Origin of the sequence: Desulfonatronospira sp., assembly GCA_003563255.1 — a bacterium.
In the GTDB taxonomy this organism is placed as follows: Bacteria; Desulfobacterota; Desulfovibrionia; order Desulfovibrionales; family Desulfonatronovibrionaceae; genus Desulfonatronospira.
The window spans coordinates 1-20,732 of record PWSL01000276.1; the positions used below are offsets into that span (position 1 = coordinate 1).

At 51.6% G+C, this 20,732-nt stretch carries 22 protein-coding genes; 9 read left to right on the plus strand and 13 right to left on the minus strand.

The window, feature by feature from the left end:
* Positions 1 to 573: 573 nt before the first annotated feature.
* From QZP87_RS07980 to QZP87_RS08010, 7 genes are read left to right on the plus strand one after another with little or no spacing between them, the layout of a single operon-like run.
* The gene (locus tag QZP87_RS07980) at positions 574 to 1,266 is read left to right on the plus strand and encodes a flagellar basal body-associated FliL family protein (protein ID WP_291322392.1); all 693 of its coding nucleotides are present in this window, start codon (positions 574 to 576) and stop codon (positions 1,264 to 1,266) included.
* Positions 1,267 to 1,572, plus strand: a complete 306-nt coding sequence (locus QZP87_RS07985) for a hypothetical protein (protein ID WP_291322393.1) — start codon at positions 1,267 to 1,269, stop codon at positions 1,570 to 1,572.
* A gap of 39 nt (positions 1,573 to 1,611) precedes the next feature.
* Positions 1,612 to 2,034 carry a hypothetical protein gene (locus tag QZP87_RS07990; protein ID WP_291322394.1) on the plus strand — a complete coding sequence of 141 codons (423 nt, stop codon included), beginning with the start codon at positions 1,612 to 1,614 and terminating at the stop codon, positions 2,032 to 2,034.
* Positions 2,035 to 2,053: 19 nt separating this feature from the next.
* Positions 2,054 to 2,359: a hypothetical protein gene (locus QZP87_RS07995; RefSeq protein WP_291322395.1), complete on the plus strand. Its 306-nt coding sequence runs from the start codon at positions 2,054 to 2,056 to the stop codon at positions 2,357 to 2,359.
* A gap of 3 nt (positions 2,360 to 2,362) precedes the next feature.
* Complete coding sequence (locus QZP87_RS08000; protein WP_291322396.1) at positions 2,363 to 3,349, plus strand: tRNA-dihydrouridine synthase family protein; 987 nt, start codon at positions 2,363 to 2,365, stop codon at positions 3,347 to 3,349.
* Positions 3,346 to 4,224: a 4-hydroxy-3-methylbut-2-enyl diphosphate reductase gene (gene ispH, locus QZP87_RS08005; protein WP_291322397.1), complete on the plus strand. Its 879-nt coding sequence runs from the start codon at positions 3,346 to 3,348 to the stop codon at positions 4,222 to 4,224. The genes QZP87_RS08000 and ispH overlap by 4 nt, the downstream gene beginning before the upstream one ends.
* Before the next feature lie 13 nt (positions 4,225 to 4,237).
* The gene (locus QZP87_RS08010; RefSeq protein WP_291322398.1) at positions 4,238 to 5,179 is read left to right on the plus strand and encodes a chemotaxis protein; all 942 of its coding nucleotides are present in this window, start codon (positions 4,238 to 4,240) and stop codon (positions 5,177 to 5,179) included.
* A gap of 145 nt (positions 5,180 to 5,324) precedes the next feature.
* On the opposite strand, the gene proB is transcribed toward QZP87_RS08010, so the two are convergent.
* The 10 genes from proB to QZP87_RS08060 all read right to left on the minus strand — a co-directional run bounded on the left by proB (position 5,325) and on the right by QZP87_RS08060 (position 11,842).
* Positions 5,325 to 6,473, minus strand: a complete 1,149-nt coding sequence (gene proB, locus QZP87_RS08015) for a glutamate 5-kinase (protein WP_291322399.1) — start codon at positions 6,471 to 6,473, stop codon at positions 5,325 to 5,327.
* Entirely contained in the window at positions 6,470 to 7,540 is a 1,071-nt protein-coding gene (obgE, locus tag QZP87_RS08020) for a GTPase ObgE (protein ID WP_291322400.1), read from the minus strand. Before obgE ends, proB begins: the two co-directional genes overlap by 4 nt.
* Positions 7,541 to 7,616: 76 nt before the next feature.
* Positions 7,617 to 7,886, minus strand: coding sequence for a 50S ribosomal protein L27 (gene rpmA, locus QZP87_RS08025; protein WP_291322401.1), 270 nt, complete (start codon positions 7,884 to 7,886; stop codon positions 7,617 to 7,619).
* A gap of 18 nt (positions 7,887 to 7,904) precedes the next feature.
* On the minus strand, positions 7,905 to 8,216 hold the full coding sequence (gene rplU, locus QZP87_RS08030; protein ID WP_291322402.1) for a 50S ribosomal protein L21: 312 nt from the start codon (positions 8,214 to 8,216) through the stop codon (positions 7,905 to 7,907).
* A gap of 164 nt (positions 8,217 to 8,380) precedes the next feature.
* On the minus strand, positions 8,381 to 9,169 hold the full coding sequence (locus QZP87_RS08035) for a ComF family protein (RefSeq protein WP_291322403.1): 789 nt from the start codon (positions 9,167 to 9,169) through the stop codon (positions 8,381 to 8,383).
* Positions 9,170 to 9,318: 149 nt separating this feature from the next.
* Positions 9,319 to 9,900: a flavodoxin family protein gene (locus QZP87_RS08040; protein WP_291322404.1), complete on the minus strand. Its 582-nt coding sequence runs from the start codon at positions 9,898 to 9,900 to the stop codon at positions 9,319 to 9,321.
* Positions 9,893 to 10,069: a hypothetical protein gene (locus tag QZP87_RS08045; RefSeq protein ID WP_291322405.1), complete on the minus strand. Its 177-nt coding sequence runs from the start codon at positions 10,067 to 10,069 to the stop codon at positions 9,893 to 9,895. Before QZP87_RS08045 ends, QZP87_RS08040 begins: the two co-directional genes overlap by 8 nt.
* A 72-nt stretch (positions 10,070 to 10,141) precedes the next feature.
* The gene (locus tag QZP87_RS08050; protein ID WP_291322406.1) at positions 10,142 to 10,774 is read right to left on the minus strand and encodes an MBL fold metallo-hydrolase; all 633 of its coding nucleotides are present in this window, start codon (positions 10,772 to 10,774) and stop codon (positions 10,142 to 10,144) included.
* A gap of 22 nt (positions 10,775 to 10,796) precedes the next feature.
* On the minus strand, positions 10,797 to 11,303 hold the full coding sequence (locus QZP87_RS08055) for a nitroreductase (RefSeq protein ID WP_291322407.1): 507 nt from the start codon (positions 11,301 to 11,303) through the stop codon (positions 10,797 to 10,799).
* Between the two features lie 356 nt (positions 11,304 to 11,659).
* Positions 11,660 to 11,842, minus strand: a complete 183-nt coding sequence (locus QZP87_RS08060; protein WP_291322408.1) for a hypothetical protein — start codon at positions 11,840 to 11,842, stop codon at positions 11,660 to 11,662.
* A gap of 436 nt (positions 11,843 to 12,278) precedes the next feature.
* Between QZP87_RS08060 and QZP87_RS08065 the strand changes: the two genes are divergently transcribed.
* Both QZP87_RS08065 and QZP87_RS08070 read left to right on the plus strand, forming a co-directional pair.
* A complete protein-coding gene (locus QZP87_RS08065; protein ID WP_291322409.1) occupies positions 12,279 to 13,325 on the plus strand; it encodes a DUF21 domain-containing protein in 1,047 nt (348 codons plus the stop codon).
* Between the two features lie 614 nt (positions 13,326 to 13,939).
* A complete protein-coding gene (locus QZP87_RS08070; RefSeq protein ID WP_291322410.1) occupies positions 13,940 to 16,330 on the plus strand; it encodes a tetratricopeptide repeat protein in 2,391 nt (796 codons plus the stop codon).
* A gap of 7 nt (positions 16,331 to 16,337) precedes the next feature.
* Here the strand turns inward: QZP87_RS08070 and QZP87_RS08075 are convergent, their stop codons facing one another.
* The 3 genes from QZP87_RS08075 to QZP87_RS08085 form a co-directional block, all read right to left on the minus strand.
* Positions 16,338 to 17,507 (minus strand): M20 family metallopeptidase, encoded by a 1,170-nt coding sequence (locus QZP87_RS08075; RefSeq protein WP_291322411.1) that lies wholly within the window; start codon positions 17,505 to 17,507, stop codon positions 16,338 to 16,340.
* A 63-nt stretch (positions 17,508 to 17,570) separates the two neighbouring features.
* Positions 17,571 to 19,145: a KamA family radical SAM protein gene (locus QZP87_RS08080; RefSeq protein WP_291322412.1), complete on the minus strand. Its 1,575-nt coding sequence runs from the start codon at positions 19,143 to 19,145 to the stop codon at positions 17,571 to 17,573.
* Positions 19,146 to 19,148: 3 nt separating this feature from the next.
* Positions 19,149 to 20,543, minus strand: a complete 1,395-nt coding sequence (locus tag QZP87_RS08085; protein ID WP_291322413.1) for an ATP-grasp domain-containing protein — start codon at positions 20,541 to 20,543, stop codon at positions 19,149 to 19,151.
* Between the last annotated feature and the right edge of the window lie 189 nt (positions 20,544 to 20,732).

Consider the following 20,732-nt stretch of genomic DNA (forward strand, 5'->3'; position numbering starts at 1 on the left):
CGGAGGTCAATTTATAAGTTTCGCAGTAGAGATAATTACACTACAGAAATATTTCTATAGTTTTATATCCTGTCTCAATTGGGGACAATTGGGGACAGGCACCCCGCAGTTGTTTATAAAACACGTAAGTCTTCTGTCAGAAAAAAGGTGCGGGGAGCCGGTTCCAGGAGATCAATTTATTTGTTTCGCTGTAGTGATAACGAAAGCATAACCATTCAGGGGAAGCCGGATCCGGTCTTGGGACTATCCCCACAACACCTTGCCTGCACAAATACCAAAATTACAGACGTGAAATTTTGTGAACCTGCACTAGCACTACAGCGACACTTTGTGTTAATTATTGCCCTGGCCACCGGGGACAGGCACTTTTGCCGAACTCAAACCGTAATATGGCAGGACTCTCGGCGGCAAAAGAGCCAGTCCCCTTCGAGTTCAAATAAAGTGTCGCTGTAGTGCTAATCACGCCAAAGGCGTGATTATCGAGGGACAGTCCCCAGATCGGTCGCTGTCTGTCACCATTGTGGCCCCCCCTGAATAGTTACACGAAAGCCGGTCTAAAACCGGGTGAATGCCATGGCAAAAAAAGACAAGGATAATTCCTCCGATCAGGAGCTTGCCCTGGATCAGGATGAAATAAGTACCGACCGAAGTAAGGAAAAAGTCGAGCTGGATCTCGATGACGCACCCTTTCTGGAGGAAGACGAAGAAGAAGAGGAGCCGATCCCTAAGGAAGAAATAGAAGATGTCGATAAAGAAATTATAGAGGATCATGAAGACCAGGAAACGGCTGCTCCCTGGTGGAAACAGAAAAGTGCAATTGCCGCCTTTGGCAGCGTTCTTATAATTCTTTTACTTGTGACAGGCTACCTGCTTATACCAACCAGGCAAGAGCCTCCATTGGCACCTCAGCCGGAGCTGGAAGTTGTTGAAGAAACAGTTGAAGAACCTCCCGAAAAGGTTCTAAAGGAAAAAATAGTTCAATTTCAGCCTTTTATTGTGGACATCGAATACGGCGGTAAAATCCACTTTCTTCGAACCAGACTTTCCTTGTCGGTTTTTGGAATCGAAGCGGCCCGGGAGGTGGAAGACAAAAAACTGATCCTGCGGGATTCAATTTATTATTACCTGCGTAACAAGGACGACTCTTTTCTAATGGACAGCAATAACACAGAATCTATTTCCCAGGACCTAATGTCGATTGTGCAGCAGTATTTAGGTCGGGATAAACTGCAGAACATAGTAATCGAGGATTACAGGGTGAATTAAATGATACATCCCTTAAGTCTGCCGGTTGTGGCGGCCCAGTCCCATATAGCCCAGCATTTCCAGGTGGCGGCCCATAATTCTCCTGAGAGGTACCAGGCTGTACTGAGTGACATCGCCGTATCAAAATTCAACCAGGAAAAAGGAATGGTGCCTCCAACGGACAAGATCACTCAGATAAACCCGCAGAAAGAGCATCAGAGCAGAAAACACCTGGGGCCGGATAAGTCTTTTACCAGAAAAAAGTCTTCAGATGAACAGGAAAATCCAATACCCCTTTCAGAAAACATTGTGGACCTCAAGGTATAGCTCGTGCAATTTCTGCAGGTCCCGGGACACAGCTGATAGATGAGTTCATTTCACTGGATTTTGCTGGTTGTCAGTGCAGTAGAAGTTATTTTGCTTGCTCTGGTCTTTGTGTTCTTTTTCCGCCTGCGGCGATCCGAAAACATCCTGACTCACCTGCAGGATAATCAGGAAAAATTCCTTGAACGACTCAATTTCAACACCCAACTGGAAAATGAACTGGTGTCAACTTTTGAAAAGCGCCAGAAAGAATTGACTGAACTGGAACATAAACTGGACCTCAGAGTTAAGGAACTTAACAAACTGATTCGACATGCCGAAAAATTTACCAAGTCCCCCCAGTTCATGAAACAAATCATAGTAACCGGGTACCAGAACGGACGTTCCGTGGAGGAACTGGCCAGAGCAACCGGCATGTCCGTAGACGAGGTGGAACTCATTGTGGAAGGGTACCGTGGCCGGTAAAAATAACTGAATAATCGAAATGAACATTTTTGGTCCAGGCTACAGGGAAAGCTCTAAAGATGAATCCAGGGAAAACCCCAGGGTCAGAAGTTTCAGACGCAGGTACAGCCCCGGAGAAATAATCAGGGGTACCGTTCTGGAATATGACACTACCAATATGGCCTGGGTCCTGGTAGATGACCTCCGGGTCCTGGCCTGGATCAGGGACCACCATTTCCGGGGAAGGCTTCTGCATCTGCAGGTGGAAAGCATGCATCCTGAAATTGTGCTCAAAGAGGTGGAGCTTGACCCTGATGGCAGAAAAAGATTCAGCATAGTGGTGTAAACAGTGCTGTCCACTCCAAGCCCCTCTGCTGCCCTCCCCTTTACACCCGGCTCCCCCTGGCTGGCTCCCCTGGCCGGTTATTCAGACCTCCCTTTCAGACTTTTGTGCCGCAAATGGGGCTGTATGGCGGCCTGCACCGAAATGGTCAGCGCGAAAGGCCTTTTTTATTCCACGGCCAACACCATGCGCCTGCTGCAGACCAGTGCTGAAGACCAGCCCCTGGTGGTACAGCTTTACGGCAATGAACCGGAAATCATGTCCCGGGCTGTATATCAACTCTGCAGCATGGGGTTTGCATACTTTGATCTCAATTGCGGTTGTTCCGTAAACAAAGTAGTCAAAACCGGATCAGGGGCTGCTCTTCTCAAAAATCCCCGACTGCTGCTGGAGATGGTCTCGGCCATGACTCAACATGCCGGAGCAGGCAGGGTGGGAGTGAAAATGCGCCTGGGCTGGAGCAACCAGGAAATTGTTTACCTGTATCTGGCCAAACCACTGGCAGATGCAGGGGCCGGGTGGATTACTCTGCATCCCAGGACTGCGGTGCAGCAGTTCACAGGCCGGGCCAGGCACCAGGCTTTGCAGGAGCTCAAGACTGTTTCCAGCATCCCGGTTGTCGCCAGCGGAGATTTGTTCACCGCCCGGGATGCACTGCAATGTGTCCAGTCCACCGGGGTGGATACTGTCATGTTTGCCAGGGGTGCTCTCATGGATCCTGCTGTGGGAATGCGTTACCAGCATCTGCTTCAGGGGCGCCGGGACCTGCCCAGCAACCGGGATTTTGTTTTACGGCTGTGCCGGGAGGCGATAGATGTTTACCGCAGGTATTCCACCACACGGGCTGTACTCAAGCTCAGGTCCCTGCTTCCCAGGATGATGCGCGGCCTCCCCGGTGCAAAGGAATTGCGCAAAAGGATAATATTATGTAAAGAGTGGCAGGATTTGGAGGAAGTGATGACATCTGCACAAAGACATCCGGAGACGCAATGAAAGAAAGAGTGCTCCTTGCTGAAAGCGCCGGCTTCTGCATGGGGGTCAGCCTGGCCCTTGGCAAGCTGGACCAGGCCATCAAAAACAAGATAAACCAAAACATATTCACTTACGGTCCAATCATCCACAATCCCCAGGTACTGGAATATTACAGCAACAAGGGGGTCAGAATCATTGATGATTGCCTGAAGCCTCGATCAGGGGATATGGTTATCATTCGGGCCCATGGAGTGCCTTTGCTGGTCGAGGAACAGCTCCGAAAACGCAACATCGAAATCCTGGACGCCACCTGCCCCAAAGTCAAGAAGGCCCAGCTCCTGATTCAGAAAAACAGCTATCTTTCTGACTGCCTATTAATTTACGGGGAACAGGATCACCCAGAGGTCAAGGGACTTTTGAGCTATGCCGGCTGCCCGGCATATCTGTTTGAAAACACCAAAGAATTCAGGGAGCTTACCCTGATGCCAACAGGGCGATACTGTCTGGTGTCCCAAACCACCCAGGACCGGCAGGAGTTTTTGTCAATCGCCCGGGAACTGAAAAAAAAACTGGAAAAAGATATCATCATTCTGGATACCATTTGCGATGCCACCAAGGACCGCCAGAGCGAAACCATCGAAATCGCAGGAAAAGTGGAGTGTATGTTTGTAGTAGGTGGCAGGAACAGCGGCAACACCCGTCGCCTGTACCAGGTGGCCCGGAAATATTGCCCCAGTTGTCTGCACATAGAAACCCGGGATGAAATAGATCCGGAAAAGGTTGCGGGTTGCAGCAAAGTGGGGCTTACAGCAGGGGCGTCCACGCCCAATGAGACTATCCAGTCCATCCATCAGTACCTGATGCAGATAATGAGCAGGAAAAGCCCATCTGCTTGAACCGGAGACATTCATGACCAACACCGACATACTTCTTGAAGCAGGCACCAATGAACTGGAAATCGTGGAGTTTTTCCTGAGTGAAGATCTTGGAGGAGAAAAATACCAGGGATTTTACGGAGTAAATGTAGCCAAGGTCTTACGGATTATTAACAAGCCTGATGTCACTGAAATGCCCAACACCCCTCACCCCTGTGTGTTAGGGGCCTTCAACCTTCGCTCGCGCATAATTCCACTGGTGGACCTGGGTCTTTGGCTTGAAAAGAAATCAATTCAGTCAGCATCTTCAAAAGTCATTATAACCGAATTCAACAGAGTTGTTACCGGCTTTATGGTTTCCGGGGTTACCAGGATTCACCGCTTGAGCTGGAACGCAGTGGAACCCCCGGATGTTTACATAGACGATTTCAGCGGCGGAAGTATAACCGGGGTGGTCCAGATAGAAGACAGGATAGTCTTTATCCTTGACCTGGAAAGGATTTTGGCTGAACTCAATCCGGGCCTGAGCATGACCCTGGATGTTGAAATGGTGTCAGATACTGAAAGCGGCTATATCGCCTATATTGCAGACGATTCCAACCTGATCCGGAATATGATTGCGGATCTGCTGGAAAAGGCCGGGTTCAAGGTTGTAAAATTCAAAAACGGGCAGGAAACATGGGATGAACTGCTAAAAATTAAAGATCTCTGCAGCAGGGAGAACAGACCCCTTTCAAGTATACTCCATGTGGTTGTATCCGATATAGAAATGCCTGCCATGGACGGTCTGACCCTGACCAAAAAAATCAAGGAAGACCCCACGCTCGGCGCTCTGCCGGTCATCCTTTTTTCTTCACTGATAAGCGACAGATTGAGTCACAAGGGTGCATCCGTGGGAGCTGACGACCAGATATCCAAACCTGAAATCTCTCTCCTGGCTCAGAAAGCCATGACCCTTATCCAGCAGAGGCTTTAGACCTGCTCCTGAAAACCGACAATTCGGGCCGCCGGAAAACCCGGCCTCAATCAGCGCTACAGCAAAGCTTACTTATCAACCTCTCCCTTACGTACACACGTTCTGTGGTGGACAACGGGCAAAGCCCGCGTTGGTAGGTTAAGAGTTAGAGTACGGCATCCAAGAGCATATTATCCCTGTGGATGGCTTCAGGATAAAGGCATTGACCCAGCACTCCCTCTATTTCCCTGGACTTCTTGCCCATAATCTGCCGCAGATCCGATGCCTTGTAATTGCTCAACCCCACTGCAGGAGACCTGGAACTGCCCTGCTCCGTTATCTTGATCAAAGCCCCCTTGCCGAAGTTGCCCCGGACTTCAACTATGCCTGCCGGCAGCAGGCTCTTGCCCTTTTCAAACACCGCTGCCGCAGCACCGCCGTCCACTACTACCTCACCTGCCGGCTCCTGGTTGTAAGCAAACCAGAACTTGCGGCTGGATATGCTCTTGTCACGGGGAAGAATCCAGGTGCCAAGCTCCTGGCCGTCAAAGGCTTTTTCCAGGGAAAACCTTTCCCTGCCGGACAGAATAAGGGTGGGAACGCCAAGCTGGGCTGCCTTTCTAGCCGACAGGAGCTTACTGTACATACCGCCACTGCCCTGTTCTGTCTTACCGCTGCACATTTTTTCCAGAGGCTGGGAGTCTATGTCTGTTATACAGGCAATCCTCCCGGCCTCAGGGTTTTCCTTGGGATTCTCATAATATACCCCGTCGGCTGAGGTAAGATTTATGAATAGATCCGCCTCCACCAGGTTCAGGATCATGACTCCCAGGGCGTCGTTGTCACCGAAACGCAGTTCCTGAACCGCCACGGTATCGTTTTCGTTTATTATGGGGATCGCCCTCCACTTCAGAAGCTGAAGTATTGTATTGCGGGCATTAATAAAACGTTCCCTGCTTTTGAGGTCATTTCTGGTGAGAAGGATCTGGGCGGTAATTTTGCCGTAACGCCCGAAAATCTCGTCATAGCAATGCATGAGTCTGCTCTGGCCCACCGCAGAGGTAGCCTGCTTGAACACAAGATCGCTTTTGCTTTTGCATGAGGAAAGCACCTTGCAACCGGCGGCAACCGCTCCGGAAGAGACCATTATGATGTCCATGCCCCGGTCGTGCAACAGGGCAATCTGATCGGCCAGCCTGCTGACAACTCGCAGATCCAGGCCCTCTCTGTCCGTAAGCACTGCACTGCCTATCTTGATAACAACCCGGCCTGCACCGGCAAGGATTTTATGGGTGGTTTCGCGCAAGTCTTTCATAATGGGTGGCTTGTTATAGTGAGGGGGTGTCTGTCCCCCTTTTTTCCTTGCTCAACCTCTTCCGACATTCGGTAATAACTGTTCCACATCTCCTGGAGCAGAGAGTCAACCCCGGTTTTTTCCAGGGCTGAAATCAAGTGCACCCTCCCAGGCAGGGCTGCAGAAGATTTTTTAAGTCTGTCCAGCTCAGGATCACTGAGTAAATCGATCTTGTTCAAAGCCAGAATCTGTTTTCTGGAGGCCAGTTCAGGGGAATACTTCTTTAGTTCCTGGTTCAAAATCTCAAAGCCATGCCATGGATGATCCAGGTCAATGTCTTCCACGCTCAGGATATGTACCAGGAACCTGGTACGCTCCACATGTTTTAAAAACCTGTCCCCCAGACCCCTGCCCTGGTGTGCCCCGGTTATGAGGCCGGGTATGTCAGCCACAACCATCAGTGTGTCGTGCTCGTCCCGCACTACGCCCAGGTTGGGATTAATTGTGGTGAAGGGATAGGATCCGATTTTGGGCCTGGCAGCAGAGATAACTGAAACAAGAGTAGATTTTCCGGCATTGGGAAAGCCAAGCAGACCCGCATCAGCCAGAATTTTCAGGTGCAGCCTCAGGCGTAGTTCCAATCCTTCTTCCCCGGGCTGGGCAAATCTGGGGGCCCGCATGGTGGATGACTTGAAATGCGAATTACCCTTGCCTCCCCTGCCCCCGGCGGCCAGAAGCACCTTCTGCCCCGCTTGAACCAGGTCCGCCAGCAGAGTCTCCTCCCCGTCCTGGATGGAGAATACCTGGGTGCCCACCGGCAGATATATTACCAGGTCCTTGCCGGATCTTCCGAATCTCTGTCCACCCATTCCGGGACGTCCGTTTTCCGCGGCGAACAGGCGCTTGCGTTTGAAGTCGTAAAGGGTCAGCAGCCCATGATCAGCCTGCACGTAAAGACTACCCCCGGCGCCTCCGTCGCCCCCGTCAGGACCGCCTTTGGGAATAAACCTCTCCCTGCGAAAGGAAACACATCCGTCCCCTCCCTTGCCTGAACGGACAGTAATCTCGGCTTCGTCAACAAAACGCATACTGCAGACCTCAAAAAAAAGGCCGCCTGGAGATGCACTCCCGGCGGCCGGCCATGATAATCAGGACAAGAAAAAATCAGACCGCTGCAGGTACAATACTGACCCTGGTGCGGACCTTCTTCTTGCGGGTGAATTTTTCATACTTGACCTCGCCGTCGGAAAGGGCGAAAAGGGTGTAATCCTTACCCACGCCGACATTGGCGCCGGGATGGATCCTGGTGCCCAACTGACGCACCAGAATATTGCCGGCCCGCACTTTCTGGCCCCCGTACCTTTTCACACCCCTTCTCTGACCGTGGCTGTCGCGTCCGTTCCTGGAACTGCCGCCTGCTTTTTTATGTGCCATACTGTTATCCTCCCGGGACTAGGCCTGGATGCTCTTGACTTGAAGGGCGGTATAATCCTGGCGATGTCCCTGCTTTTTGCTGTATCCTTTGCGTCTTTTCTTTTTAAAAATAATCACTTTTTTGTCCCGGTCATGCTCCAGGATATCGCAAATAACCCTGGCATCTTCAAGATACGGCTTGCCTATCTGAACTTCCTCATCCTGTCCCACTGCCAGCACAGAATCCAGAACAATCTCTTCACCGGGTTCCTGGTCCATCCTGGCCACCTTGAGCCTTTGGCCTTCCCTTACCCGGTACTGCTTCCCACCGCTTTCAACTATAGCAAACATTTTTACCTCCAAATAAAGAAGATAATCTGATATATCACATAATAAAAAACGTCAAGCAATATCCTCAAAGGTTTTTGAAATAATCAACATGACAGCGCACTTGAGAGTTAAAATACGCTTCACCCGGCCGGCCCGGGTGAAGCAGCAAGAAAGCAGGGGCAGGGCTACATCACCCCCCTGGCCAGAAACAATACCTCAACCCTTGAAGCCCCGGCTACCCTGAGCTCCCTGGTGCATTCATCCAGAGTGGAGCCGGTGGTAAAGATATCGTCAACCAGCAGGACACTGCACCCCTTAACCTGCACAGGATCAGCAGAAAAAGCACCTCTTAATTCCTTGAGGCGATCTTTTCGCTTCAAGGTGCTCTGGGCGGCTGTGGGTTTTATTTTTTTCAAGGCCCGGGTCTGGAGCTTCAGCCCGGAGCCTGCACAAAAAATGCGGGCCAGTTCCAGGCTCTGGTTGAATCCACGCTGTTTAAGCTTGGATTCGTGCATGGGAACCGGGACTACCAGATCCGCCCTGATCAGGCCGTGAAAATCAGCCGCCTGCACCAGCATGTTTCCCAGGACCTTTCCCAGACCCAGATCCCCTTGAAATTTGAAGCTCAAAATCAAGTCCCTTAAATGCTCCTGATAAGCCCCGAAAAAGCCAAGTCCGGACCAGGGAAAAGGTCTGCCGCGGCAATCCAGGCACAGATAGGGCTCTTCTTCATCCAGGACATAAACCCTGGCACATCCGGGACAGAAACCGGTCCTGCGAATCTTCAGCCTTCCGCTGCACCTGGAGCACATGGCAATCGACCGGTTCTCCCGGACCATTACCAGCCCGCAGACCAGGCATCTTCCACCCAGAAAACCGGACTTGAAAGCCCGGATGTACTGCCTCACCTGCAGCCATGAAAAATTTCCAGCGTATCCATGTATGCTCAGGAAGGCTTTGAAATGCTTGTGCATAATGGGAAATAATTTACCTCCGGGCTGTATGCTCTCCCTTACGGCCTGGAAGCGGAGCCAGAAGGCCGACCCGCAGGCACGTGTCTTACAAGCCGGAGGTGGGCCTGGGAGCCATGCGACATGCAAAGCGCTGAACAGATACCAGTCGCCTAAAAATTAATACCGACTGCAAAATCCCTGATCATTTTTCTGGAATCCGCGTCCCTCTCCAGGTCTTCCTTGAGATCGATTCCTCGCAGGCAAAGGTCATTGAGGGCAAAACCCAGGGGATGCAGGAAGTACTTCAGGGTCAGCAGGCTGCCCTCAAACAGGCGCTCCCCTTTTTTTCTGCCGGCTATCAGGACGCAGGATGCATTTTTCAAATCCAGCTTCGGCTCGCCCCGGGCAGCCCAGACCTCGTAAACACTCTGCCCCCGGTCTATTAGAGACTTAAAAACAGCAGGAACATGGTAATAATATATGGGGGAACTGAAAAATATGTGCTCACAGGCCTGCATATTGTCCAGGATTTCCTGGACATCATCTTTTCCAGCCAGGATGCAGCGATTGTTCCTGCTGGTTTCGCACTTGCGGCATCCAATACAGGGCAGGATCTTTTTGTCCCTGAGATAAATGCTCTCCACCGGCCTCCCCTGCTCCTGCAGGGCATGGACAATTTCCTGAACCGCCCTGTCGCTGTTGCCGTCTTTCCTGGGGCTGCACCCCAGAACCATCGCCCTGGAATCAGTCATTTACTTCTCTCCTGCGTTCAAAGTCGGCCTTTATATACGAGGATTCTGCAGTCATCTTCAAATTCCATTCCGGGTGCAACATGGCCATTGTTTTCAGGACAGCAGCAGACTTTTCATGAGCCAGCACACGAACCGCCTCTATCCTCGATTGCCGGAGATGCTTACTCACCTCCTGTTCCAGGCCTCAACACCTGTTGCGAAGATCCAGCCACAGCATGTGTTTTCTCTTGTATTGCCCGGGCTATGTAAAAGATGTATTCTGAAAAAAAGGATTGTTCTTTCTTTCGTCAATGACCATGCTCTCGGGGCCGTGCCCGGAATAAATCACCGTATTATCCGGCAGGGTAAATATTTTTTCCCGGGCTGATCTTTGAAGCATACTCATGCTTCCCCCGGGGAAGTCAGTGCGGCCCACGGCACGCAGAAACAACAGGTCCCCCACGAATACCGACTGCAGTTCCGGAAAGTAAAATGAAAGACTGCCGGGAGTATGCCCCGGGGTGTGCAGGACCTGGCATTCGTGTCCCAGAAAATCATGCCTGCCCTCTTTTAAATCCTCAAATTCGAACTCCGGTGTTTCCGGAAAATCCATAAAACCGCCCGCCCCTACCTCGGTCTGCAATAAAAACCTGTCCTCTTCCGGGGCGAAAATTTTTGCCCCGGTGGCAGCAGCCAGATCCGCATTGCCCTGAATATGGTCAAAATGCAGATGGGTATTCAAAATCATAGCAAGCTTCAATCCTTTTTCCTTGAGGTGAGTTACTATCCGCTCAGGGTCACCTCCTGGATCAATCACCATGGCTTCCTGCTGCGAATACAACAGATAACAGTTGGTCTGAAGAACCCCCAGGGGGTAAGTCTTTATCTCGAGCATGCCTGACTCCCATTTCTGATTTTTAGAATTCTTCCAGTATAAGTTCTTTCAGTTCCCTGCGTTGTGAAGAACCTTTCTGATCCGGGTGCCCCATGGCCACTACGGCCATAAGTTCCAGCTTGTCCTGGTCAGTACCGAGCACCTGGTGCACCATGGATTCCTGGTTGATAATCTCTCCCAGCCAGACCGCTCCCAGGCCAATCCCATGAGCAGCCAGGAGCATATTCTGGATGCAGGCCCCGATGCCCTGGCAATCTTTTACATGATTGTACTTGGAACCGGTGTCAAGGAAAACTACAATCAAGACTTTGGCCGCCCTTACAATATGACTGTACTTGGTGCAGTCCATGAGGGCGTTTTTTCTCCCGTCTCTGGACGTAAGAACCAGAAAACGCCAGGGTTGATTGTTAAGACCGCTGGGAGCCCATCTGCCTGCATCCAGGACTTGCAGGACATATTCCCGGCTTACCTCCTGGTCGGTGAATTTTCGTATACTGCGGCGGTTGAATATGGCCTCAAAAACATCCATAAAAATCTCCTGGGCTTATCGTTCAAGTGTAACCATTCAGGGATGCAGATACCAAAAAAAATAAGTGCCGGGGTGCCTGTCCCCACAAACATGCACTCCCTGAAAGCTGGAGAAGATCCCGGGACTGCTTCCATGAAGGTATCCGCTGCTCTTTTTAAATACAAGTGACAACCTCGGCTACAGGCTTTTCCGGCCTGAGAAGCAGAATGGTTTCACCTTGTTCCGCCTCGGTAATAAAATAAGCCTTTTGCGAAACTCTGTGAAAGCAACTGTTTTCATTTTCTCTGTCCTCCTGAAGTGTACTGCAAACTGTATCTTCAACAGGGTTTTGTCAAGCTGGACATACCCGGGCTCCTCTACAAACGGGGAACCGCCTCCAGCAACTGGCGAGTATGAGGATCTTTTCCACGCTCATCCTGGGGTTGAGGGAGTTGAAGGGATCCTGAAAGATCATCTGCATCCTTGAGTCCAGGACCCTCAATCCCCAGAACATCCTCCAGCACCGCCTGGACCTTTTCTTTTGCGTATCTGTTTAGCACTACAGCGAAACTTATTGATTGACCTCCGGGGACTGGCTCTCCCCGCACTTATTTTTTAAACCTGTCAATCATCCTTCAGAAAAATAAGTGCGGGGCCAGTCCCCATGCCACAAGCAAAACGCTAAACAAATACTCTTTTGCTTTTCTAAGCCATATCCGTGGTATCCAGTGCCTGGCTGACAGGACATTTAAACAGATTCTCCAAGACTCAAAATCAAGCAAAAAACGAGCTCATCTCAAATATTTTAATATATTGACCAGGTCCGACCCGAACAAAACAGGCCTGGAAATGCCTTTAGATGCAAGTTCACTCCTGGTCATTGACAAAAACCATTTGCTGGACATAATTTCAGCTTTTTTTGACTTGTAAAGGCTTCAAATTCAGATGGTTGCTTCTAACTCATTGCAGCAGCAACCTTAATAAGGATATATTACCATGACCACTTTCATCTGGATCGGAATTGTGCTCTGCATTTCCCAGTCAGCAATGCTTTCCGGGCTCAACCTGGCCTTTTTCACCATCAACAAGCTCCAGCTGAAGATGGAGGCTGCCAGGAATAATGTTCATGCATTGAAAATACTGAGGCTCAGAAAAGATTCCAACTTCCTGCTTGTCACCATTCTGTGGTCCAACGTGGGTGTCAATGTTTTGCTTGCTCTTTTGTCTGGCTCTGTGCTGACCGGAGTGCTGGCTTTTTTATTTTCAACAGTTGTAATTACAATATTCGGCGAAATCATGCCCCAGGCCTATTTCTCCAGAAATGCCCTGAAAATGGGAGCACTGCTTTACCCTGTTATCCGCATTTATCAGTTCATCCTCTATCCCATAGCCAAACCTACGGCCATGATTCTAGACCGCTGGCTGGGACCTGAGGCTATTGTATATTTTAAAGAAAATGACCTGCGTGAAATCATAAAACTGCATATGAAGTCATCCAACAGTGAGATAGACAAGGTAGAAGGCAAGGGCAGTCTTAACTTCCTTGCCCTGGATGACCTGCCTGTGGCGGCCGAGGGCGAGATTATCAATCCGGACAGCATTATCCAGCTGGAATTTAACGGCAGCAGGCCGGTTTTCCCTGAAATCACACCACAGATTGGAAACGATTTTCTGGCCAGGGTGCAGAAGTCAGGCAAAAAATGGATAATCATTACTGACCCGGACAGTCAGCCCAGGATGACACTAAATTCTGACAAGTTTCTGCGCCAGGCACTGTTTGAGCCACAAAAATTCAATCCTTATCATCATTGTCACCGGCCGATTATTGTTCGTGACGGACTTAAAAGCCTGGGCGAAATCATCCCCAAGCTGAAGGTCAACCCACAGCGTTCTGATGACGATGTCATTGATGAGGATATTATCCTTTACTGGGGAGATGAAAAACATGTCATTACAGGTTCAGACATCCTGGGCAGGCTACTCAGAGGCATTGTTCAGACAAGGCCACTGCCTCAAAACCCGGTTTCCGAGACTCCGCTTTAGGCGCTTAGCACAAATTTCAGACAAACATGTTGGTCGTTAAAATCGGTTCCTGGTTCCTGGTTCTTCGTTCCTGGTTACCTCTAATTCCCAGGCTCCAGCCTGGGAACGCTTTGTTCTTGCGGCAACAACCGCTTTTTTTAATATGTGGCTGGAGCCACAGAAAAGCGATGTCCCCAGACTGGAGCCTGGGAACAAGAAAAGAAAACACTGTGCTTGCATGTTTGTGGGGCCTCTTTTTCCGCGCAGAGTCGCGGAAAAGCCTGGTGACTTACTCCTGAAACCCTGTTATAAAAAACAAGAAAATTTTGAACCGCAAAGCCGCCCCGGTTGAATGCCCTTCGGGCTTGCTCTTCGATCAATTCAACTGGGCAGGCAAAGTACGCAAAGTTTAAGAGACGAAGCAGAGGTATCCTGTATTCCTTGGCGACCTTTGCCAGCCCTGTTAAATTCACGAAGTGAAGGCGGAGCCATTTAACTGGGCGCCTTTGCGTGAGAATATGATTTTGGGTTGCGGGCAAAGCCCGCCTTAGAGACCTTTTGACTGTCAAGTTATCAGTTATCTGGATTTTCTGATCATTTTCTTATCACATAAACACCATGACAAGAGAGGTCCAATGAAGCCCCATCTGGACAAAAGCGACCTTATCCTGTTTGAAGCCGTGCTCCAGGAATCCCTGGGCGCGACTTTCGACTTTTCAGCTTACAGCCTGTATTTTCCCCGGGAAATCCCCCCTGCGATGTATCATGACGACAAAATTGTCCCTGTTCTTGAAAAGGACCGGGCCTTTCTGCCCCTGGTGCACAAGACCCGCTTCCTGGGGATATTTATGGCCCGGGGCATCGACATCGACCGCATGCAGCAGATAAAAGAGGTGCTGCCCGGGATAATATCCCTGTGCCTGGACAAGGTCCTTCTGCACAAGCAATGCATTACCGACTCCATCACCGGCCTGTACAACCATGAAAAATTCCAGCAGGTCCTTGAAAAAGCGGTGCAGGACATCCAGACCAGCCTGACCCTGGGCCCTGCCGCTTCCATGGACGCCGGCCTGGATCGCTACAGTGCCACCTTCTGCGTCATACTTCTAAACCTGGACCGCTTCAAAAAAATAAACAATGTTTTTGGTTATACCTTTGGCAACCAGGTCCTGGCGAAACTGGCGGAGCATATACTCCAGGAACTGCCCGAGCAGGCCATGGCAGCAAGGCTGCAGAGCGACACCATGGCCGTATTCTGGCCCCAGGCCTCAGCAGCCAGATGCAGGGAGCTTGCCGAGACCCTGCGTGAAAAGACAGCTTCCCTGGTCTTTGAGTACCAGATATCAGGAGAAAAGATATCTCTGACTGCTGCTGTGGGTTGGAGTCTGTTTCCCCAGGATATCAGGGGCCCGCAGTTTCAAAGGTCTGCTTTTGAACTGGCCCACCTGGTATGCCTCAAGGCCGGGGAAGCCATGAATGTTTCCAAGGAAAACGGCAGCCACAAGGCCTTTGCCTTCAGCAGGCTTTTGCAGCAAGGCGGGATTATCCTGGAGGTATTGCCATTGAACCGGCTGGTAATAAATCTGGGCAAGAACATGGATGTTTTGGAAGGCCAGAAGTTCATGGTCTGGTCCCGCAAGTTCAACGGCCGGTCTCAGGCAATTAAAAAATCCGGAAGATCTTCATCCGGTACCTACCCGGCCATTCACAAGGGCGAAATAACCATTCAGGAAGTGCAGGAGGAGGTTTCCATCGCTGAAATCCTGTACTTAAACGACCCTGCCTGGAAAATCGAACCCGGGGACAAATTGAGCCTGCTGGCTGAAAATGAAAGCCTCCTGGAGAAACAGGACATGGCCGGCAGAGATATCCAGCCCCGGGACCTGCTCACTGGTCTGTATTCTTACAGGGACTTTCTTTCTCTGTGGACCAGGTCTAGGATGAACGATGATACCTTCTGCATGGCCATGCTCAAGCTGGAGTATCCCGAAAAAGACAGTCACAGCAATGGCATTGACAATGAAAACCTGATCCAGGAAATTATCAAAATGGTTGAGCGGGTATTCCCCCAAAAACCCCTGGGGGGCAGGTACAGCTCCACCTGCATGATTTTTTATTTTTCCGGCCAGGCATGCCAGGACCTCAAAAAACCCTGGATCCGCCTTCTGGAGGAAATCAAATCCGGGCTGCAGGTTTCCGCCAGCCTGGCCCTGGCTGCCTGGCCATTCCTGAACTACTCCAAGACAGACACCCTCGAAAACTGCCGCAAGGCCCTGGAACATGCCAGGCTGACCACTCCTCCCAGACTGGCCTGCTTCGATTCCCTGACACTCACCGTGAGTGCGGATTCCCTTTTTACTCAGGGAGATACCTTTGCCGCCCTGGAGGAGTACAAGCAAGCCCTGGCCGCCGATGAAAACAACCTCCTGGCCCGCAACTCCCTGGCCATATGCTACGCCCGCCTGGGGAGGCTGGAACTGGCCAGGCAGCACTTCCAGGAAATCACCTCCCGGGATGAATTCAACCTCATGGCCTGGTATAATCTTGGCTGTGTCTGCCTCAAGCAGGGCGAAGTCCAGGAGGCTGCGGACCTGTTCGCCAGGTGTCTGGAAATTGATCCCACCCATGCCTTCAGCCTGCTCAGACTGGGCCAGCTGGCTGAAAACAGCGGTCAGTATCAGCAGGCAACCCAGTGCTACCTGGACGCGGGCCGCACCAGCGATGGAGCCGGCCTGGCCCCCAGGCACCTGGCCAGGCTGGCCTGGAAACAGGACCAGAAGGAATCAAGCCGGGAATTTCTGCACCAGGCCCTGCTCCAGGACCCAAGGGACGCATTTTCCTTGAATCTTCTGGCCAGGATATACCTGGAAAGCGGAGATGATCCGGAAATCGCCGAATCCCTGGCCCGCCAGAGCGTGGCCCTGAGGCCGGATGTCAGTGAATTCTGGCTGGACCTGGCCGACATTTTCAAGGCCAGGGGCAAGACCAGGCAGGAAACCCAGGCCAGGGCCCGGGCCAATGGATGAGCGCATTTCAGTCCTGCTGCACTCCCCTGCTCTGCCCCAGGGCCATTAAGATGCAGGCAGCTGTAAGTGCGCACCTCCGGGGCAGGCTGTCTTTGATAATGTACTCCCGGTGACTGTGATCGTGATCCCCGACCGGACCCAGGCCGTCCAGGACAGGCACTCCCATGGCGGCAATAAAGTTGGCATCTGAAACACCACCCCTCACTTCCCGGCCCACGGAAAAACCAAGTTCGCCGGCAGCCGTGCTTGCCAGGTCATACAGAATCTCCCCGGATCCCCCCTCCGGCATGGAAGGGCGACAGGAGACCGTTTTCCAGGTGCAGCCTGTGCCCTGGACCACCGGGGTCTCCAGGATGACCGATATTTTGTCACTCAGGGCCTTTTCATCACTGGCCTTTTCAAAACGAATGTCCACCTCCAGAAAGGCCTGCTCTGCAATGCAGTTGGGCCTGGTTCCGCCATCTACGCGCCCCACATTGACCTGAACCCGGGGCCATGAATTCAGGTCCTCCAGGGCTATGACCTTATGGGCCGCCTCCAGGACTGCGCTGGGTTTATCCCCACCGGAATAGTTCCCGGCGTGGCCCCCCGGGCCTGAAACATGTACCTGCAGACCGATTTTTCCCTTGCGGCCCACCACAACCTGGTCCTGCAGCCCGCCGCCCTCCAGAACCAGGGCCTGGTTATTTCTGGAACACAAGCTCTCTATCAACTTTCTGGAATAAGGCGAACCTACTTCCTCATCAGAATTGCAAAGAACAGTAATCGGCAGGTCCTGCAGATATCCGGCATTGGCCAGGGCCTTCAGGGCGAAAACCGCCACCACCAGGCCCCCTTTCATATCCAGAACTCCTGGACCATAGGCGTTGCTCTCGTCCTCCCGGAAATAATTAAACGAGGTGTCCTCTGGAAACACTGTATCCATATGTCCCGCCAGGAGTATGCCCTTTTGTTTCTTTGCAGCAGGAGTTCCGGCAATGACCATGTTGCCGCAATGGGCGAATGAGATCACCTCGCTTTGCATCCCCAGTCCGGAAAATATCCCGGACATGGATTCCGCCATGCTGTCCAGGCCCGCTTTGTTGTGGCTTCCGCTCTGGATGAGCACCAGCCTCCTCAACAGCTCGAGCATCTCCTGCTGCCTGGAATAGATATCCCTGGCTATTTCTTGAATCATATTCAGGCCTTACTCCTGGGTATCTGTTTAGCGCCTTGCATCTAGCACGGGGACTGTCCCCCGCTAAATTGATACCTTCTGGGAATACTTTTTGAGACCGGCAAGGGAGTCGGCATACATGACAGGGTCGGCGTCGGGATAGCTGACCTCTTCTGCGCTCCATGGCTTTTGCAGGACTATGCTGTCCTTTGTCCGGCGCAGGACGTTGCTGCGGTGCAGGGGGATTTTGCCCCCGGCCGTGGCAATATATCTGGGTACAGCATCCCCGGATATATTTCCGTACATTGCCTCTACTATATCCCTGCCCTTTTCCACCGGCACCCGCAAGTGGGTGAACTGGGGATTGCGGTAGCTGCAGTTAAAGATATAATACGGCCTGACGTAGGCTTCCTGGATGGTCTCGCACAGGCAGACCATTTTGACAAAAGTGTCATTGATACCCTTTAAAAGTACCGCCTGGTTCAGCACGGCAAACACCCTTTTGGATATCTGCTTGAAGGCCTCCCTGGAGACCGGAGTTATCTCCTGGGCGGTATTTATCTGGGTGACCACCCGAACCGGCTTTATGTCGTTGCTTGATTCCAGGATATCCAGAAGTTCTCCGTCCACCCTTTGGGGGGTTGTCACCGGAATCCTGGTTCCCAGACGCTTGATGCGCACGTGCTCTATCCGGTCCAGTTCCGCAAGGATGTTCTTAAGAACATTGTTGGGCAGCATGAAGGCGTCTCCCCCAGTTATGAGTACGTCCCGGATACGGCTGTCGTTTCGGATATAATCCAGGGCCTCGGCATAGGCCTTTTGAGGGTAAATGCGGTCTTTTCTGCCTATATGGGCTATGCGCAGGCAGTGGGTACAGTACATGGCGCACATATTGGTGGCCTTGATGGTCACCACCCTGGGATAAAACTGGTCAATGAGCCTGGCCGGAGAATGATCCGCCGCCACCGGCGGAATCTCGATGCCGGCATTGTCCACCATCTCACCAGTGGGCACAGACTGCAGCAGTACCGGATCATCCAGCCTTTCCGGCATGATCAGGCCGGCATAATAAGGGGTCATGCGCATGCGGTATTCCCTGGTCACCCGGCTTACCTCGTCCAGGGCGCCCCGGGGAAGGTTCAAAATTTTTTCCAGGGTCTCAGGGGATTCTATGGCATACTTAAGCTGCCCGGCAAAGGAGTCCCACTCCTGCATGGACATGCCCAGCACCCGGCGAATGCGGGCATGGTTTTCCTGAATTCCGTCCCATAGCTGTATTCCACTGGCTGCCTCTTTATCCCTGGCTTTCAGGTAACCGTCGACCCGGACCCCGGCTTCCTCCACGATGGCCATAGCCCGGTCCACACGGCCTCCCAGGCTGACTCCGTGCTCGTCGATACTCTGGTGCCTGAGTGCCAGGCCCACTGCCTGCTCCCATTGCAGACCCAGACCGGCAGGGCTTAGACCTTTTTCCAGTCTGAGCTTCTTTAAAAACAGGAAAATATCTACTATATCCTGCACGGAGTCATGGGATTCCGCCTTTGCAAGCATCTCACTCACCCGGACAGAGTATCCCCATTGATCTTTAGCAGGTCCTACACTGTAAAGATGATTCAGAAGCTCTATGGTATAATCATCCAGTGGTTCATTATATTGCATGGCTCATTCCGTAATGGTTATAGATTCTTCCAGCATGAACTTCCCCAGGCTGATATCCCGGTTCAGGTCATCCAGGTTGTCGGCCACTGCCACCACCCGGCCCAGAAAAGTCCCGGGCATGATGGCACACTTGTGTCCGGGGTGCTCCACAATTATCATCTTATGCTGCACCTTTCTGTTGCGGACCTGCCTGAACAGTTCCCGCTCGTCCTCATCCATGGGCAGAAAGTAGTTGGTCACCACTTGACGATCCACCTTGAAGTTGTAGGTTCTCCAGTACAGGTCTTTGATGGCTTCCTTGATTTCCACTCTGCCCGGGGGCAATCTGTTGTGCACTACAGCATGGTATTCCATCTCCATCAGCGAAGGCGAGCCCTGGGGCAGGGCATTTTCCAGAGTACAGCACATCTCCATGGTAGTGCCCTGTTTACGGGCATTTACCTCCACAAAAAAAATCCGGCCTTCATGGTCCACGATAAAATCGCAGCCGAATATACCCCGGTACCCGCTTCTGCCCAGTGCCCGCCCTACCATGCGGGCGTGCTCCCTGATTTCAGTCTGTTCCCTGCTGGAAAGCCGGGAGGGGAAAGCCGACCCTCGAAACATGTTTCCGTTTTCAATCTCCTGATCCGCAATGGCGGCAATAAACACATCGTCCTGATTGCCCACCACCCCCAGCACCGTTGGATCCAGTTCATGCGGAACATAACGGCTGATAAAATAAGTATCCTGGCAGAGCGGTTCTTTTTCCAGCAACTCCCGCCCTGAACGGACAATCAAACTGTTGGCACCGGCTGCGGAATAAGGCCGGCTGACAAAAACACCATCGGTCCACTCCGGGGCCACCTCACAGACAGCAGAGTACAGTTCCTGAGTGTTTTTACAGATGCGGTAATCAATAAGAGGCACCAGGCCGCTCAGCATCTGCAGCTGGTAGAGCTTATTATTCCAGATGGAAGCCAGACCGCCCTCTGGACCCAGCAGGACCGCCCCGGGCATGCCTGCAAGTCCCAGTTGCGGCATGGATTCATAGACATGGATATAAAGACGGCCCTGCTTTGCAATGAGCATCTCTGCAAGACTGCGCACGGCTGGAGAGTTGGACACCTCCATTGCAAACTCCCCGGAAGCCATGCGGCAGCTGTACTTTCTGCTGGTCTGGGCATACAGACTTTTAGCCCTTGGATTGATAACCAGGATATTCCTGTGGGGATAGGACTCCATGATGTCCGGAATAATGGAAATAAACTCGAATTTGCGGCCGTATATCTTGCCCAGGGACTCGGCCACAAACTGGTTCAAACAGTCCGCTTTGATCTCGCCGATATAAAAAAAATAACTGGTATCTTCCTTCAGGTCCAGGTCCGAAAAAAGAACGTCATCTTCGCCTGAAAACATATAATGTCTGCCTTTGCCTGTTCAATTTTTTGGTATCAGGTGTAGTTTTTGTATTTTACTAAAGCGGACTTTGCCCGCAACCCAGATAAGAAAAGAGTTTTTAGCCCACAGATCACACAGATTGACACAGATAAAAGAGATTGAAGAAGCATGTTTTTTCCTTGCGGGAATAAGAACCCGCAAGGAAAA

What these genes read in the sequence shown, in the direction of transcription:
- QZP87_RS07980 (WP_291322392.1), top strand. Translation starts at nt 574, where the DNA reads ATGGCAAAAAAAGACAAGGATAATTCCTCCGATCAGGAGCTTGCCCTG.
- QZP87_RS07985 (WP_291322393.1), top strand. Translation starts at nt 1,267, where the DNA reads ATGATACATCCCTTAAGTCTGCCGGTTGTGGCGGCCCAGTCCCATATA.
- QZP87_RS07990 (WP_291322394.1), top strand. Translation starts at nt 1,612, where the DNA reads ATGAGTTCATTTCACTGGATTTTGCTGGTTGTCAGTGCAGTAGAAGTT.
- QZP87_RS07995 (WP_291322395.1), top strand. Translation starts at nt 2,054, where the DNA reads ATGAACATTTTTGGTCCAGGCTACAGGGAAAGCTCTAAAGATGAATCC.
- ispH (WP_291322397.1), top strand. Translation starts at nt 3,346, where the DNA reads ATGAAAGAAAGAGTGCTCCTTGCTGAAAGCGCCGGCTTCTGCATGGGG.
- QZP87_RS08010 (WP_291322398.1), top strand. Translation starts at nt 4,238, where the DNA reads ATGACCAACACCGACATACTTCTTGAAGCAGGCACCAATGAACTGGAA.
- proB (WP_291322399.1), bottom strand. Translation starts at nt 6,473, where the DNA reads ATGAAAGACTTGCGCGAAACCACCCATAAAATCCTTGCCGGTGCAGGC.
- obgE (WP_291322400.1), bottom strand. Translation starts at nt 7,540, where the DNA reads ATGCGTTTTGTTGACGAAGCCGAGATTACTGTCCGTTCAGGCAAGGGA.
- rpmA (WP_291322401.1), bottom strand. Translation starts at nt 7,886, where the DNA reads ATGGCACATAAAAAAGCAGGCGGCAGTTCCAGGAACGGACGCGACAGC.
- rplU (WP_291322402.1), bottom strand. Translation starts at nt 8,216, where the DNA reads ATGTTTGCTATAGTTGAAAGCGGTGGGAAGCAGTACCGGGTAAGGGAA.
- QZP87_RS08035 (WP_291322403.1), bottom strand. Translation starts at nt 9,169, where the DNA reads ATGCACAAGCATTTCAAAGCCTTCCTGAGCATACATGGATACGCTGGA.
- QZP87_RS08040 (WP_291322404.1), bottom strand. Translation starts at nt 9,900, where the DNA reads ATGACTGATTCCAGGGCGATGGTTCTGGGGTGCAGCCCCAGGAAAGAC.
- QZP87_RS08050 (WP_291322406.1), bottom strand. Translation starts at nt 10,774, where the DNA reads ATGCTCGAGATAAAGACTTACCCCCTGGGGGTTCTTCAGACCAACTGT.
- QZP87_RS08055 (WP_291322407.1), bottom strand. Translation starts at nt 11,303, where the DNA reads ATGGATGTTTTTGAGGCCATATTCAACCGCCGCAGTATACGAAAATTC.
- QZP87_RS08065 (WP_291322409.1), top strand. Translation starts at nt 12,279, where the DNA reads ATGACCACTTTCATCTGGATCGGAATTGTGCTCTGCATTTCCCAGTCA.
- QZP87_RS08070 (WP_291322410.1), top strand. Translation starts at nt 13,940, where the DNA reads ATGAAGCCCCATCTGGACAAAAGCGACCTTATCCTGTTTGAAGCCGTG.
- QZP87_RS08075 (WP_291322411.1), bottom strand. Translation starts at nt 17,507, where the DNA reads ATGATTCAAGAAATAGCCAGGGATATCTATTCCAGGCAGCAGGAGATG.
- QZP87_RS08080 (WP_291322412.1), bottom strand. Translation starts at nt 19,145, where the DNA reads ATGCAATATAATGAACCACTGGATGATTATACCATAGAGCTTCTGAAT.
- QZP87_RS08085 (WP_291322413.1), bottom strand. Translation starts at nt 20,543, where the DNA reads ATGTTTTCAGGCGAAGATGACGTTCTTTTTTCGGACCTGGACCTGAAG.